Below are 15523 nucleotides of genomic sequence, written 5' to 3' on the forward strand. Positions count from 1 at the left end.
GCGTGAATATTTCAGGCCTTGGCCTGTCGGTATTGGCCCGACGCACGCTTCATCATCTCGCGGGCTCGGGAACGGTCGCCAGCGTAATCGTAGGCCCGCGCGATCCGGTAGGTGCGGACCCAGTCGCTCGGGTCGGCTTCCCACTCCTGTTTGACCTGCGCGAACAAGTCGTCGGCTGCGTCGCGCTCGATCCGACCGGATGGTCGGCGCGGCAGATCGTCGACGTCGAGCTCCCGACCGAGTTCGGCGACGTCGGCTGCCATCCGTTGGTGCTCGATCCCCGAGCGGAGTGTCGAGACGATCATCCACACGCCGAGCAGCGGGAGGATGACGATGCCGATACCGAGGCCGACCGACACCGCGGTTCCGTGCTCGAGCAACCGGTACGCCATACGGCCGAGGATCAGGAAGTACACGCACATCGCGATGACCAGGAAGGCGATCACGGCGACGATCGGCCGTGCGTCGGACTTACGAGCGGCCACGAGTCACAGATCCATCAGGTGTTCGAGGCCCACGGTGAGTCCCGCCCGCGAACCGATCTCGCGCACACCGAGCAGGACGCCCGGTACGAACGAGTTGCGGTCGATCGAATCGTGGCGGATCGTCAGCGTCTCACCCTGCGTACCGAACAGCACCTCCTGGTGCGCGACGAGGCCGGCGAGCCGCACCGAATGCACGCGCACCCCGTCGACGTCCGCGCCGCGGGCGCCGTCCAACCCGGTCGACGTCGCATCCGGCGACACCCCCAAGCCCGCCTCCGCGCGGGCGGCGGCGATCAGCTCGGCGGTACGCCCGGCGGTGCCGGACGGAGCGTCGGCCTTGTGCGGGTGGTGCAGTTCGACGACCTCGACCGAGTCGAAGAACCGTGCCGCCTGCTGAGCGAAGCGCATCGAGAGGACCGCGCCGATCGCGAAGTTCGGCGCGATCAGCACGCCGCTGCGCGGGTCGTCGCCGAGCCAGCCGCGGACCGTGTCGAGCCGCTCCCGGGTGAACCCGGTGGTACCGACGACGGCGTGGATTCCGTTGTCGATCAAGAACTTCAGGTTGTCCATGACGACATCGGGATGGGTGAAGTCGACGACCACCTCGGTGCCGGAGTCGACGAACGACTGGAGCGAATCACCTTTGTCGACTCCGACGGTGAACTCGACGCCGTCACCGGATTCGACTCCCTCGACGATCGCTTTGCCGACCTTGCCGTTGCTGCCCAACACACCCGTGCGGATGGCGTCACCCATGACTTCCAAGCCTTTCGTCGCTGATGGTCCTCCAGTCTAGAAGGCGGGGCCCGAGGCGGTCCGGTCGCACACACCCCCGAGTATTGATCGATCGATCTACTGAGGCTAGAGTCACACTGCCGATCCACAAGAGCCTGCGTCATTCAAGGAGTCCGATGTCCGACGTTTCACGCCGCACCTTCCTGCACGCGACCGCCGCCGGGACAGCCGCCGCCGCTGCCGCCGTCGGCCTCGGCGCCGCTGCCACGGACGCGGCCGGACCAGCCCGCGCCGCTACCGGATACCTCGTCGGCGCGGGCAAGGGCGACATGACCGGCGCGATCGCCGGGCAGGGCATGATGGGCTACTCCGACCTCGACCAGGTCGCGAACGGACTACTGCAACGCACCTGGGCGCGGGCGTACATCATCGCCGACGCCGCGACCGATCGCCGAGTCCTGTTCATCACCGCCGACATCGCCTGCGTGTTCACCTCCCACCACAACACGCTGCTCGCCGAGCTCCGCGCGCGCTACGGCAACACGTACAACGTCCACAACGTGAATGTGAACGCGACCCACAACCACAACTCGTGCGGCGGGACATCGTGGGACTACGCCTATGTGCTGGCGGCGAAGGGCCACCGCCACAACTCGTTCCGCGCCGAGGTCGACGGACTGCTCGACGCCGTCGCGCAGGCGCACGAGTCGCTCGCCCCGGGCACGGTGGAACTCGGCCACTCCGAACTCCACAACGCGAGCGCCAACCGCTCGTACGACGCGTTCAAGCTCAACCCGGAATCGGACCGCAAGCACTTCCCCGACCACATCGACCCCCAGGTCACCGCGATCCGGCTACGCCAGGGCGGGTCGACGATCGGTGAGGTCACGTGGTTCGCCACCCACGGCACGTCACTCACCGACGCCAACTTCCTCATCGGCCCGGACAACAAGGGATACGCGGCGTACCTCGGCGAACAGCGCGACCCGAACATCGTGAGCGCCCACGCCCAGACCAACGCGGGCGACATGACGCCGAACCTGTGGGCCCGCAAGATGAATCCCGGCGGCCCGACGTCGAACCACCGCAGCAACCGGATCATCATCGGACGACGCCAGGACCAGGCGGGTCAGTCGGCCCTGTCGTCGGCACGACCGATGACCGCGGGCGGTGTCGACGCGGCCACGCGCTACGTCGACATGGCGAACGTCCACGTCAACGGCCACTACACCCCGCACGGCAAGGCGACGCGCACCTCCCCCGCCATGATGGGCGCGGCGGCGGCCGCGACCAGCCAGGAGGAGAACACGCGCAGTCAACTCGGATTCCTGAACGAGGGTGTCCGGAACGAGTTGGCGATGGCACTCGGAGCGGGCGACACTCCGACACCCGCTGCGTGGATCGCCGACAGCCAGGCGCCGAAGGCCATCCTGTTCCCGCTCGGCATCATGCCGCCCCGCTCGTGGATCGAGCAGCGTCTTCCGATCCAGATCCTGCGGATCGGCGATCTCGTCTTGGCGGCGCTACCGACCGAGTCGACCATCGTCGCCGGCCTGCGAGTGCGACGCATCGTCGCCGACGCGATGGACGTGCCGCTGCAGAACGTGCTGCTGCAGGGCTATTCGAACGGCTACAGCCAGTATGTGGTGACACCCGAGGAGTACGTCTCGCAGCAGTACGAGGGCGGCGAGACGCTGTTCGGGCGGTGGACGCTGTGCGCGTACATGCAGGAGATGGACTCGCTCGCCCGGTCGCTGAAGCGGGGCGCGAAGCCGTCCGCTGGCCGCGCGCCGGCGGATCGCGCCGATCTGCAGCCCGATCTGCTCGGCGCCCAGCCTGCCGACACGCCGATGCCCGGCCGCCGCTTCGGCCAGAGGGTCTCGAAGGTCCCGACTTCGGTCGGGGCCGGCTCGACGGTGTCGGCGAGCTTCTGCGGCGCCTACCCGAGCAACCGGGTGCGACGCGGATCGCGGCGCTACTTCTCGATCGAGAAGTTCACCGGGGCCCGGTGGGAGACGGTCTACGACGACGACCACGAGTCCACGGAGATGACGTGGGTCCGGCCGGGCGGCAGTCCGTCCGCATCGAAGGTCACCGTCACCTGGCGCGTGCCGCGGAACGCGGCTCCGGGCGACTACCGGATCCGCTACTTCGGCGACGTGAAATCGTCGTCGGGCACGCTGCGCGAGATCAGCGGAGCGACAGGACGGATCAAGGTCGCCTGACGCGCAGATGGCCTGAGACGAGGTTCACGCCTGCGCGAGGTACATCAGGATCGCCCGCACCCGACGGTTCTCCGTCTCGGGCGGCAGCTCCAGTTTGGTGAAGATGTTCGACACGTGTTTCGCGACGGCCGCGTCGGAGACGAACAGCGCCGCGGCGACCTCCGAATTGCTGTCACCGCGGGCCATGAGCGCGAGGACCTCCCGTTCGCGCGGGGTGAGGCGTTCGATGACTGCGGACCCGAACATCTTCGAGATCACTTCGGGGTCGACGACCACACCGCCGGACACCACGGTCTCGATCGCCCGGAGGAAGTCGTCGACGCGACCGACCCGTTCCTTGAGGAGGTAGCCGACGGCGCCGCCCTGCTCCGACGACAGCAGTCGGCGCGCGTACGCCGCCGCCACGTACTGAGACAGCACGAGAACCGGCAACGCGGGCCGGCGGCGTCGGAGGTCGAGGGCGGCGCGCAGCCCGTCGTCGCCGTCGCCCGGCGGCATGCGGACATCGGTGACCACGAGGTCGACGCCGGTCAGATCGACGTTCCGCAGCGCGGCCGCGTCACTCACGGTGGCGATGACCTCGTGTCCGGCCCGTTCGAGAATCCTCACGAGGCCTTCGGCGAGCAGAACCGAGTCCTCGGCCAGAACAATGCGCACTCCCACCCGATCGAGTCTTCCCGATCGCCTACTGGCCTGCGCGACCGGTCCACCGAAGAACGGTGGGACCGCCGCGCGGGCTCGTGACGGTGAGCGTCGCGCCGAGTGAGTGGGCGCGTTCGACGAGCCCCGCGAGTCCGCTGCCGCGTGACGGGTCGGCCCCGCCGACCCCGTCGTCGGTGACGACCATGCTCACGACGCCCAGCACGTCGGACAGTTCGATCGTCACCGACGACGCGCGCCCGTGCTTGACCGCGTTGGTCACCGATTCACTCGCCGTGTAGTACATCGCCCGTTCGAACGGTGCGGGAAGCCGACGGCCCGGAGACCATCCGGCGCTGGGGAGCACCCGCACGCTGATCGGGTCGCCGAGTTCGGCGCACGCCGCCTCGAGGCCGAAGTCCTCGAGGACCTTCGGGTTCACTCCGCGCACCGTCTCGCGCAGTCCCGACAGGGCGCGTTCGACGCGTGCTTGGGCCGCTTCCACTTCGGTGCGCAATGCCGGGTCGTCGCGGGTCTGCGCGAGTTCGCCGAGCTGCATGGCGGCTCCCACGAGGTCCTGTTGCGGCCCGTCGTGCAGGTCGCGCTCGATGCGCTGCCGCTCGGCTTCGAACGACCCGACGAGGACGCCGCGAGAGGACTCCAGAGCTGCGACCTGCGCGGCCAATTCCTCTTCTCGCGGGCCGAGCAGCCACGTCGCGATCGACGCGGTGATCGCCGCCGCGACACCGCTCAAGTACAGACCGATGATGATGAGCGGCAGCGCGATCGGCACCATCGACCAGGATTCGCCGACCGACTCGACCGTCCAGCTCCACAGATTGATGACCTCCCCCTGCCTAGCGATCACCGGCGCGAACGCGAAGACGCCGACGGCGAATGCGACGATCGACAGACCGATCCCGACCAGCGGTGCGTAGATCGCGAGGAACAGCGAATAGACCACTTCACGCCACGTGGCGGGCTCACCGAGGCGGACGCCCATCCGGGTCGGGACGTTCCCGTCGACCGGGGTGTGCGGGTCGCCGATCGCCGGGACGCCCAGGAGCCTGACCCGCTGTCGGTCGATCTTGCCGAGCAGGTTCGACCAGGCGGGTGCGAACGGCAGCAGCACGATCACCACGTACGCCAGGAACATCAGGCATCCGAGGACCAGGGTCGTGAGGGTGTACGCGACGCCCCGCCACGGATCGGACGAGGTCAAGTAGCGCAGCGGCGACCGTCCGAGGGCCCGCCACGGCGATCTGGTCGCTGTCATCTCATCTGTCGTCATGTGCTCAACGCTATTGACCTGCATCGACGATCTCACTGGTGCGACGTCGACTGTTCCCGGTAGTGCTGACACTACCCAGCGATCGCTCAGCGAAGACGACTCCGGCCCGCGATGCCGGGAAGAGCATCGCGGGCCGGAGCGAGATCAGGTCAGATCAGATCAGGCGTCTGCCGTCTCGTCGGACTTCTCGTCTGCGTCGTCGCGGACGAGGACGAGGCTGATCTTGCCGCGCTCGTCGATGTCAGCGATCTCGACTTGGAGCTTGTCGCCCACCTTGACGACGTCTTCGACCTTGCCGATGCGCTTGCCGTTGCCCAGCTTGCTGATGTGGATCAGTCCGTCGCGGCCCGGGAGCAGCGAGACGAACGCGCCGAACGCGGGCGTCTTGACGACCGTGCCGAGGAAGCGTTCGCCGACCTTCGGCAGTTGCGGGTTGGCGATGGCGTTGACCTTGTCGATCGCAGCCTGAGCGGACAGGCCGTCGGCCGCGCCGATGAACACGGTGCCGTCGTCCTCGATGGAGATGTTGGCACCGGTGTCTTCGGTGATCCCGTTGATCGTCTTGCCCTTGGGGCCGATCAGCTCGCCGATCTTGTCCAACGGGATCTTGATGGTCGTGATCCGCGGAGCGAACGGGCTCATCTCGTCCGGCTCGTCGATGGCCTCGGACAGGACGTCCAGGATCGTCAGGCGTGCCTGCTTGGCCTGGCTCAAAGCGCCGGCGAGAACCTTCGACGGGATGCCGTCCAGCTTGGTGTCGAGCTGGAGCGCGGTCACGAACTCCTTGGTGCCTGCGACCTTGAAGTCCATGTCGCCGAACGCGTCCTCGGCGCCGAGGATGTCAGTGAGTGCGACGTAGCGCGTCTCGGTCTTGCCGTCGATGGTGACCTCATCGGAGACGAGGCCCATCGCGATACCCGCGACCGGCGCCTTCAGCGGGACACCGGCGTTGAGCAGCGACATGGTCGCCGCGCAGACCGAACCCATCGACGTCGAACCGTTGGAGCCGAGGGCTTCGGACACCTGACGGATCGCGTACGGGAACTCTTCGACGCTCGGCAGGACCGGCACGAGTGCACGCTCGGCGAGCGCGCCGTGGCCGATCTCGCGGCGCTTCGGCGAACCGACGCGACCGGTCTCACCGGTCGAGTACGGCGGGAAGTTGTAATGGTGCATGTAACGCTTGCTCGTCTCGGGGCCGAGCGAGTCGATGGTCTGCGCCATCTTGACCATGTCGAGCGTGGTGACACCCATGATCTGGGTCTCGCCTCGCTCGAACAGCGCACTGCCGTGAGCGCGCGGGATCAGGCCGATCTCCGCCGAGAGTGCGCGGATGTCGGTGATGCCGCGACCGTCGATACGGAAGTGGTCGGTGAGGATGCGCTGGCGCACGAGCTTCTTGGTGAGCGAGCGGTAGGCCGCGCCGATCTGGCCTTCGCGGCCTTCGAACTTGTCGCCCAACGCCGCGAGGACGTCGCCCTTGAGCGCGTCGGTCGCGTCGTCGCGCTCCTGCTTGCCCGCGATCGCGAGAGCTTCGCTCAGCCGCGCGGTGGCGAACTCGGCGACCGCGTCGTAGACGTCGTCCGCGTAGGCCGGGAACAGCGGGAACTCGCGGGTCTCCTTGGCTGCTGCGGCGGCGAGCTGCTTCTGCGCCTCGCAGAGCTGGGCGATGAACGGCTTGGCGGCCTCGAGGCCTTCGGCGACGATCGCTTCACTCGGGGCCTGCGCGCCGCCTGCGATGCGGTCGAGAACGTTCTCGGTGGCCTCGGCCTCGACCATCATGATGGCGACGTCGGCGGCCTCAACCGACCCGCTCGCTCCGCTCCCGGCGTCGGCGCCTTCACCGGAGACGATGCGGCCGGCGACGACCATGTCGAACACGGCGCCTTCGAGCTGATCGACGGTCGGGAACGCGACCCACTGGCCCGCCTTGTTCTCGTCGCGGCCTTCGCCTTCACCGGCGAGGGTCGGGATGAGGGCGACGCGGACGCCGCCGACGGGGCCGGAGAACGGCAGACCCGAGATCTGGGTGGACGCCGATGCCGCATTGATCGCGAGGACGTCGTACAGGTCCTTCGGGTCGAGCGACAGGATGGTCTCGACGACCTGGATCTCATTGCGGAGACCGTCGACGAACGACGGGCGCAACGGACGGTCGATGAGACGGCAGGTCAGGATCGCGTCGGTCGACGGGCGGCCTTCGCGGCGGAAGAACGACCCCGGGATCCGGCCCGCGGCATACATGCGCTCTTCGACGTCGACGGTCAGCGGGAAGAAGTCGAAGTGCTCCTTCGGCGACTTGGACGCGGTGGTCGTCGAGAGGAGCATCGTCCCCTCGTCGAGGTATGCGACGACCGAGCCTGCGGCTTGCAGGGCCAGACGTCCGGTCTCGAAGCGGATGGTCCGCTGGCCGAACGCGCCGTTGTCGATGACGGCGGAGACTTCGGTAATCGATTCGTCGAAGTCGTCGGTGATGACATCAGTCATGTAGTGAGAATCCCTCGTGTAGTTCGGCCGCGGTCTGTCGCGACCGGCATATGCAGTTGCAGACCCGTCGCATTTCGCGACGGATCGGGGTGGATAAGAGACAGGAGCGGCCGCGGGAGTCGTGGCCAGCGCGTCGTGCGCTGTGAGTAGACGGCCTTCGATCGAAGCGGCCGGAGTTTGTCACTTCCGACAGCCACTACCGAGGACCGATCTGACGATTCACGACTGGGTTGCCGCTGCAGGCAGGTCATCGCACCGGGTCGATCTTACCATTTCCGCTGCGTAATACACTTCGAGGCCGTGACCCTGGCGGGTCGCGGCCTCGAAGAGATCACGGGGGTGCGTCAGCGACGCATGCCCAGGCGCTCGATCAGCGAGCGGTAGCGGGTGATGTCGACGCTCGCCAAGTACTTGAGCAGGCGACGACGGCGACCGACCAGCAAGAGCAGACCACGACGGCTGTGGTGGTCGTGCTTGTGCTCCTTGAGGTGCTCGGTCAGGTCCTTGATCCGCTTCGTCAGCATCGCGACCTGAGCCTCCGGCGAACCGGTGTCGGTCTCGTGGACGCCGTACTCGCTGAGGATGGCCTTCTTCTCGTCGGCGGTAAGAGCCATGAGAGTCTCCTTGATTTTCAGTTCCGTGCTCGGACTCACCCACCAGCGGGCGAGGGTGCGCCACCACGGACCGCAGCTGACACCAGCGGGTGACCTTACCAGGGCCGACGCCCAAGCGAAGAATCGTTCAGTTCTCGTCCGCGGACAGGATCGTCCGCGTGCGCGTCACATCGTCGCTGATGGCGGCGATCAGCGCGTCGACACCGTCGTACGACTCCATGCCACGCAGCCTGCTGACGAAGTCGACGGCGACGTGCTGACCGTAGAGGTCTGCGTCGAGGTCGAGGACGTACGCCTCGACGGTCCGGTTGCGACCGGAGAACGTCGGATTGGTGCCGACCGAGACCGACGCCGCGTAGCGCCTGCCGAGCCGGAACCCTTCCCCTTCCTTGTCGCCGAGGACGGTGAACCACGCCGCGTACACGCCGTCGCCGGGGATCGCGGCATGCTCAGGCGGGGCGATGTTCGCCGTCGGATACCCGAGGTCGCGGCCTCGTCGTTCACCGTGGACGACAGCGCCCTCCACGCGGTGCGGTCGGCCGAGGGCTTCGGCCGCGAGTTCGACGTCGCCGGATGCGATGCACGAGCGGATATACGTCGACGAGTAGGTCACGGCATGCTCGCCGAACAGCGACACCGCCGTCACCTCGAACCCGAACCGCTGCCCGAGTTCGCGCAGTTTCGGGACGTCGCCGAGCGCCTTGTGGCCGAAGGTGAAGTTGTCTCCGACGACCACCTCCGCGGCATGCAACTCTTCGACGAGGACCTCGTGAACGAATTCCTCCGGCGACTGCGCCGCGACCGTCGATGTGAACGGGATGACGCAGAACACGTCGACTCCCATCTCCTCGGCGAGATCGGCGCGACGACGGAGTGTCGACAGCTGGGGCGGGTGTGTCCCCGGGCGGACGACCTCAGACGGGTGCGGGTCGAACGTCATCAGCACGGACGGGACACCTCGCTCGGCAGCGGCCCGCGTCGCCGCAGTCACCAATTGGGCGTGCCCACGGTGAATACCGTCGAACACACCGATGGTCACCACACAGCGGCCCCACCCGGCAGGTACATCGTCCAATCCTCGCCAACGCAACACGCTTCTACAGTACGGCGCGGGACTCGGTCGGGCACGGCGCGGTGGACGACTCAGCTCACGACGATGGGTATGGTCATGCATATGCCCGACTCTCGACCGGTCGACGAACTCTCGTCTGTGACCCAGGACTATCTCAAGGTGATCTGGACGACGCAGGAATGGTCCGATGTGAAGGTCACGACCAAGCTGCTCGCCGAGAAGCTCGGGGTCTCCCCCTCCACAGCCTCCGAAGGTATCCGGAAACTCGCAGATCAGGGCCTCGTCGATCACGCGCCGTACGGTGCGGTGACGCTTACCGACGAAGGCAGCGAGGCTGCGATCAGTATGGTGCGACGGCACCGACTGCTCGAGACGTTCCTGGTGCGCGAGCTCGGGTACGGCTGGGACCAGGTCCATGAGGACGCCGAAGTGCTCGAGCACGCGGTCTCCGAACGGCTGCTCCGGCACATCGACGTCAAACTCGGCCACCCGAAGCGCGACCCGCACGGCGACCCGATCCCGGGAGTCGACGGCAGCGTCCCCGATGCTGCGGCCCTTCAGCTCGCCGATCTCGGCGTGGACGAGTCCGGTGTCATCAACCGCATCTCCGACTCGGATCCGGAGATGCTCCGCTACTTCGAGGAGATCGGCATCGCGTTGGACTGCCGCGTCCGCATCTCCGAGAAACGGCCGTTCGCCGGGACGGTCACGATCTGCGTCGACGACGGCGACCCGATCCACCTCGGCGACATCGCCGCCCGCGCCATCTTCCTCCACCGAGGCTGAGCTCCCCTATCGCAGCCTCACCTCTCTTGTCGCAGCCTCAATGTGTCGTAGCAGCGTGGGTGCAGACTGCTACGACGAAATGAGAGCGCGAGGCCGCAGTTGAGGCTGCGGCACTGGGGTTGACGCTGCGGCGGAACCGATTCCACTCGAGCCCCTCCACCGTTCACCGGCGTCGACCATCACGTCAGCGCGGAGGCCACTCTCCGGGCCCCGGCCTCTGCGGCGGCGGGGGACTCTGCGGCGGCGGGGGACTCTGCGGGGACGGAGGCCTCTGAGTCGGCACAACTGTGGGCCACGGGGCCGGCGCAGTAGGTGGACGTTGCATTCCACGTGGATAGACAGGCTGTGGCGGGGCTCCCCATCCGATAGGCCCCGTCGGGTACGCACCGCCCGGACCGCGTGGAATGTTCCTGCGAGCCTTGAAGGCGTGTACTGCTAGTCCGATCAACGCGCCCGGGATGATTCCCCAGAGAGCCGCCATCGCGACGGCAGTGAAGAACGGGTGCAGCGAGAATCAAAGCATCGTCGGCGTCTCACCTCGGAGCCAAATGCCCCGGTTAAGGTCGACGGTATGCCCAATGCGTCTCCTGACTGCCACGTCGAAACCGTTCACGGCCCTGTCCGTGGCAGACGAGTCGCCACGAGCAGCGGCTCGACCGTTGCGGCTTTCCTCGGAATCCCCTATGCCGCACCACCTGTCGGCGCCCTCGCGTTCGACGCGCCCATGCCTCCCACGCCGTGGACGGCGGTTCGGGACGCGACCGAGTACGGTCCGGCGGCGCCGCAGGTCGGATACCCGGAGCCGATCGCGTCGATCCTGGAGAACGTTGTCGCTCCGGGTGATGAGTACCTGAACGTCAATGTGTGGACTCCCGACCCGGCGGCGGACAGTCTGCCCGTTCTGGTGTGGATCCACGGCGGCGCGTTCACCCGCGGCGCCAATCGCATCGCGATCTATGCGGGCGACACCTTCGCCCGGGACGGACTGGTGTTCGTCGGCGTCAACTACCGTCTCGGCGCTCCCGGTTTCGCCTCCCTCGACGGCGCACCCGAGAACCGCGGTCTCCTCGACCAGATCGCCGCGCTCGAGTGGGTCCGCGACAACATCGCCGCGTTCGGCGGCGATCCGTCGCAGATCACCGTGATGGGCGAGTCCGCGGGCGCCATGAGCGTCGCCGCACTGCTGTCCTCGCCACGGTCCGTCGGCCTGTTCGATCGGGCGATCATGGAGAGCGGCAACGGGATCAGCGCGGCGACGGTCGACGACGCCCGGCGGGTCACCGCGCGGACGTCGGAGATCCTCGGCGTGGAACCGACCGCCCAGGCGTGGGCGAGCATCGACGCCGACAGACTGCTCCGGGCACAGACTGACACGGCTTTGGAACTCTCGGTGAACCCCGATCCGACGGTGTGGGGCGAGTCGGTCGTGGCGGCCGGGCTCGGCGTCATGAGCTTCATGCCCGTCGTCGACGGCGACGTGCTCCCGGACATCCCGATCTCGTCGATCGCCGCGGGTGGCGGACGCGGTGTTCGGCTCCTGGCCGGGTGGAACGCCGACGAGTTCCACTTCTTTCTCGCACCCTCCGGTGTGGTCGCCGCCGTCGACACCGCCGCCGCGCGTGCCGTCCTGGACCGAATGGGAGCGTCGCCGGACCGGTTCGACGACCTCGTGACGGCCGGCGCGACAGCGGGCGACGCGCTCTGCGCCGAACTCACCCGCCACGGCTTCTCCGACCCGACACGCGCCATCGCCGACGCCCGACCCGACGATCAGACGTTCGTGTACGAGTTCGGCCGACACAGTCCGGTGATGGGGATCCGCGCGGGTCACGCCGTCGAGATCCCGTACGTCTTCGACCACGTCGACGACGCCCACTCACTCGTCGGCCCCGACCCCGACCACGGGCTCGCCGAGCGAATGCACGCCGCGTGGACGTCGTTCGCGATGACGGGCGACCCGGGGTGGGCAGCGTATCGCCCCGGCGACGAGCCGCACCTACTGGTCTGATATCCAGGCGATCCGACGACGGCCACACAGTTGCCGACGTAGACGTAGACGTAGACGTACGGCAGTCAAATGACGCAGCACACCTGGCGTCTGATACACAACATGATGTGCAGTTGCACTTCGTTGGCTATCCAGGAGCGGCATGTCGAACCACGGACACCTCATTGGGCATTACGCGGGAACCACACTGCCACCGCAGTACGAATACACGATCACCGGAGAGTCGACCGCACGTCGACTCGAAGCATTCTGTCTGGCCATCGCGGTCGCGGCGGCACTCATCCCGTTCGCATCGCTGCTCTTCCATGCCACAGGCGCATCCGCGTCGACCTTCGCGTTACCGGTTTCGCTGTCTGTCTCAGTGATCCTCGCAATCGGGTTCGTCGTCGCAAGCGGATACGCGATTCGACTCAACTCATGGTTCGCCGCCGGCGCGACGATCCTCGTCTCCATTCTCTTGGGAGCGGCGACGACCTCACCGCCGGTCTTCGTACCACTGCTGATCGGCTGGGCCTTTCTGATCGCCGCGGTCATCTCGAAGAACGCCCTTGTCGCGACACGACCGATCGCACCGACCATCGATGATCGACTGACCGCACAGCGGGTGATCGGCCAACCCGGCATCGGGTTGATGTCTGAACAGGCCTTGCACGAGTCAGGAATGGATATAGACGCACTTCGCAAAGGGATGATCGGGGAGCAACTCTCCGGTGACATCTTCCTGCGGGAGATCGAACGGGCCGGGCTGGCTCCGTACGTTCAGATCGTGCACGGGTTGAAGTACCCCGGCTCGGTCCACGCCGACATCGATCATGCACTCGTGTGCGCGAATCGTGTGCTCCTGGTGGACTCGAAGTACTGGCAGGCGATGCACTGGCGATGGTTCGGCGACGCGATGGTCGGCGGGGCCGACCAGGATCAACAGGTACGCGACAGTGGGTTCACCCATGGCGTCACTGTGGTTCGGCAGATGTTCCACCCGATCGAAGTAGGCGCCGCTGTGCTTCTGCACCCGAGCAGCCCGGGCACGATCACCGTCGACAACTCCATGGCGGGTACACACCCGCCACTGGTCGCCGCCTCCGAAGGCATCGCGCCCCTCCTCGACTGGCTGCGTGGAGCGCTTCCGCCGACCCAGGATGAGTATCGACGCCTCCAATCGCAATCCATGCGGATGGTCCTGTCGATCACGGATGGATTCAGTGCACCGTTCGTAGCCGCCACCGCAGCGCCGGCGATCACGCCAGTCGTTCCAGGGGTTGACCAACCGAGCATCGTGCGGTCGACATTGCGCTCGACCGGTTCCGAAGCGGCGAACATCGGCCGGTGGTATCTCAACCGTCGCCGCCGCAAGCGCGCCGATTTCCAACAGAAGGCGTCGCTCGCGGATGCTCGACGGCAGCAACGGCATGCGACACTCATGCAGCGTCGCCAAGAACAGGTCCTCCGGATGCAACACGACGAACTCAATTCCCAGCGACCGGTCCGGAAGCGGAAGATGTGGTGATCTCCCGGCGGCGAGCCGCGACGGCGTGAAGTCTGTCGTCGACGCGCGCACTCCCGCTATAGGGGCACCGGATTCTCAGCGCAGGTTGGCTGGCCGCACCACCATGACCGAGCTGGCGCGCCGCCCCTTCTCCTGGACCAGCGCGATAGCCTGCCCGGACGGGTCGACGACGGTGTAGACGCCCTTGTGGCCGATCGGCTCGAGCCAACGTCCCTGGCTGATCGACTCGGCTTCGTCGTCGGAGATGTCGCGCAGCGGGAAGCAGAGTTTCGCAGCGTCGTCGATGCCCATGCTGAGGCCGGGCTGTGCGGTGACCGCGTCCATCGTGCGGGCGCGTTCGAGGGTGAACGGTCCGACCGCGGTTCGGCGCAGCGCAGTGAGATGCCCGCCGACACCGAGTCCGGCCCCGAGATCGCGTGCGAGGGAGCGAACGTAGGTACCCGACGAACAGTCGACTTCGACGTCGAGGTCAATGAATCCGTCGGTCCGTCGGGTGTCGAGTACGTCGAAGCGAGACACCGTCACCCGCCGCGCGGCGAGTTCGAACTCCTCACCGGTCCGGGCCAACGCGTGCGCGCGTTTGCCGTCGACCTTGATGGCGCTGACGCGTGCAGGCACCTGATCGATCTCTCCGGTCAGCTCGGCGACTCCGGCCGCGATCTGGTCGCCGGTCACCGCGGACGTGTCGAACGTGCCGATCGGGGCGCCTTCGGCGTCGTCGGTGTCGGTTGACTGTCCGAGCCGGATGGTCGCCGTGTACGACTTCGTCGTCAACGACAGCAGGCCGAGAAGTTTGGTCGCGCGTTCGATGCCGAGTACGAGGACCCCGGTGGCCATCGGGTCGAGCGTGCCGGCGTGGCCGACGCGGCGAGTCCCGAAAGCCTTGCGCGACTTGGCGACCATGTCGTGGCTGGTGACGCCTGCCGCCTTGTCGAGGACGAGGAGCCCGGCGTTCTCGATGGACAGATCTGCCATGTCAGGTCAGCGCAATCGTGGTCAGGATCAGGCCGTCGGCGACGGCCCAGCGGCCGGGCAGTGTGAGCAGCGGCGCACCACCGTCGATCGTCGTACCGTCGATCAGGATGGTCGAGGTGAAAGTGCCGGTGATCGGGCCGTCGGCACTGATCGGGTCACCGGTACCGGCCGGATCGCGGTCGAACACGATGTGCGCGTCCTCGAAGCCCAGCCAGCGGTGCGTGATCGGGAACCACGCCTTGTAGGTGGCCTCCTTTGCGCAGAACAGGAGACGATCCCATGCGATGGCGTCGTCACGAGTCGCGAGGACATCGCGTTCGGCCTGCACCGAGGTGTGGTCGAGCACACCGTCGGGCAGCGCGAGGTGTGGTTCGGCGTCGATGCCGAGCGACCGCACCTGCATCGAGTAGGCGGCGACTGCTGCGCGGTACCCGTCACAGTGCGTCATGCTGCCGACCACCTGGCCGGGCCACAACGGCATGCCCCGTTCGCCACGCAGGATGGGCGCCGGGTCGAAACCCAACTGGGCCAACGCTTGCCGAGCACAGTGGCGCGCCGTGATGAACTCACGGCGACGCTTCTCGACAGCCTTCGCGATCAACGGTTCCTCGGCGGGCATCGCTGTCAGACCGGGCGGGTCGTCGAACGTCTCGGCCGCGCCGACACCGGCTGGCATGAGTCGCGAAATCATGCCGTCAA

At 67.1% G+C, this 15523-nt stretch carries 13 protein-coding genes; 4 read left to right on the top strand and 9 right to left on the bottom strand.

Translation table 11 applies throughout. The features are described 5' to 3' along the window. Positions 1–11 precede the first annotated feature (11 nt). Positions 12–485 (bottom strand): hypothetical protein, encoded by a 474-nt coding sequence (locus L5G28_RS11925; RefSeq protein WP_237001734.1) that lies wholly within the window; start codon positions 483–485, stop codon positions 12–14. Between the two features lie 3 nt (positions 486–488). Continuing rightward, positions 489–1241: a 4-hydroxy-tetrahydrodipicolinate reductase gene (gene dapB / locus L5G28_RS11930; protein WP_237001735.1), complete on the bottom strand. Its 753-nt coding sequence runs from the start codon at positions 1239–1241 to the stop codon at positions 489–491. 155 nt (positions 1242–1396) lie between these two features. Here dapB and L5G28_RS11935 point away from each other — a divergent pair, with 155 nt between their 5' ends. Then, entirely contained in the window at positions 1397–3445 is a 2049-nt protein-coding gene (locus L5G28_RS11935) for a neutral/alkaline non-lysosomal ceramidase N-terminal domain-containing protein (protein WP_237001736.1), read from the top strand. A gap of 24 nt (positions 3446–3469) precedes the next feature. Here the strand turns inward: L5G28_RS11935 and L5G28_RS11940 are convergent, their stop codons facing one another. From L5G28_RS11940 to L5G28_RS11960, 5 genes are all read right to left on the bottom strand, one after another. Then, positions 3470–4108: a response regulator transcription factor gene (locus L5G28_RS11940; protein WP_236997391.1), complete on the bottom strand. Its 639-nt coding sequence runs from the start codon at positions 4106–4108 to the stop codon at positions 3470–3472. Positions 4109–4130: 22 nt separating this feature from the next. Further along, positions 4131–5375 (bottom strand): sensor histidine kinase, encoded by a 1245-nt coding sequence (locus L5G28_RS11945; RefSeq protein WP_237001737.1) that lies wholly within the window; start codon positions 5373–5375, stop codon positions 4131–4133. 159 nt (positions 5376–5534) lie between these two features. Further along, complete coding sequence (locus L5G28_RS11950) at positions 5535–7862, bottom strand: polyribonucleotide nucleotidyltransferase (RefSeq protein ID WP_237001738.1); 2328 nt, start codon at positions 7860–7862, stop codon at positions 5535–5537. Positions 7863–8206: 344 nt separating this feature from the next. Next, on the bottom strand, positions 8207–8476 hold the full coding sequence (gene rpsO, locus L5G28_RS11955) for a 30S ribosomal protein S15 (RefSeq protein WP_236997394.1): 270 nt from the start codon (positions 8474–8476) through the stop codon (positions 8207–8209). Between the two features lie 127 nt (positions 8477–8603). Continuing rightward, a complete protein-coding gene (locus L5G28_RS11960) occupies positions 8604–9569 on the bottom strand; it encodes a bifunctional riboflavin kinase/FAD synthetase (protein WP_236997395.1) in 966 nt (321 codons plus the stop codon). 81 nt (positions 9570–9650) lie between these two features. On the opposite strand from L5G28_RS11960, the gene L5G28_RS11965 reads away from it, so the two are divergent. The 3 genes from L5G28_RS11965 to L5G28_RS11975 all read left to right on the top strand — a co-directional run bounded on the left by L5G28_RS11965 (position 9651) and on the right by L5G28_RS11975 (position 13849). Beyond that, positions 9651–10334, top strand: coding sequence for a metal-dependent transcriptional regulator (locus L5G28_RS11965; RefSeq protein WP_236997396.1), 684 nt, complete (start codon positions 9651–9653; stop codon positions 10332–10334). Between the two features lie 571 nt (positions 10335–10905). Beyond that, positions 10906–12342 (top strand): carboxylesterase/lipase family protein, encoded by a 1437-nt coding sequence (locus tag L5G28_RS11970; protein WP_237001739.1) that lies wholly within the window; start codon positions 10906–10908, stop codon positions 12340–12342. 142 nt (positions 12343–12484) lie between these two features. After that, positions 12485–13849 carry a nuclease-related domain-containing protein gene (locus L5G28_RS11975; RefSeq protein ID WP_237001740.1) on the top strand — a complete coding sequence of 455 codons (1365 nt, stop codon included), beginning with the start codon at positions 12485–12487 and terminating at the stop codon, positions 13847–13849. A gap of 75 nt (positions 13850–13924) precedes the next feature. On the opposite strand, the gene truB is transcribed toward L5G28_RS11975, so the two are convergent. Both truB and L5G28_RS11985 read right to left on the bottom strand, forming a co-directional pair. Beyond that, on the bottom strand, positions 13925–14824 hold the full coding sequence (gene truB / locus L5G28_RS11980; protein WP_237001741.1) for a tRNA pseudouridine(55) synthase TruB: 900 nt from the start codon (positions 14822–14824) through the stop codon (positions 13925–13927). Position 14825: 1 nt separating this feature from the next. Further along, positions 14826–15515, bottom strand: a complete 690-nt coding sequence (locus L5G28_RS11985; RefSeq protein ID WP_237001742.1) for a 4'-phosphopantetheinyl transferase family protein — start codon at positions 15513–15515, stop codon at positions 14826–14828. Between the last annotated feature and the right edge of the window lie 8 nt (positions 15516–15523).

The sequence above is a fragment of the Gordonia liuliyuniae genome, from assembly GCF_021739025.1.
GTDB classification, from domain to species: domain Bacteria; phylum Actinomycetota; class Actinomycetes; order Mycobacteriales; family Mycobacteriaceae; genus Gordonia; species Gordonia liuliyuniae.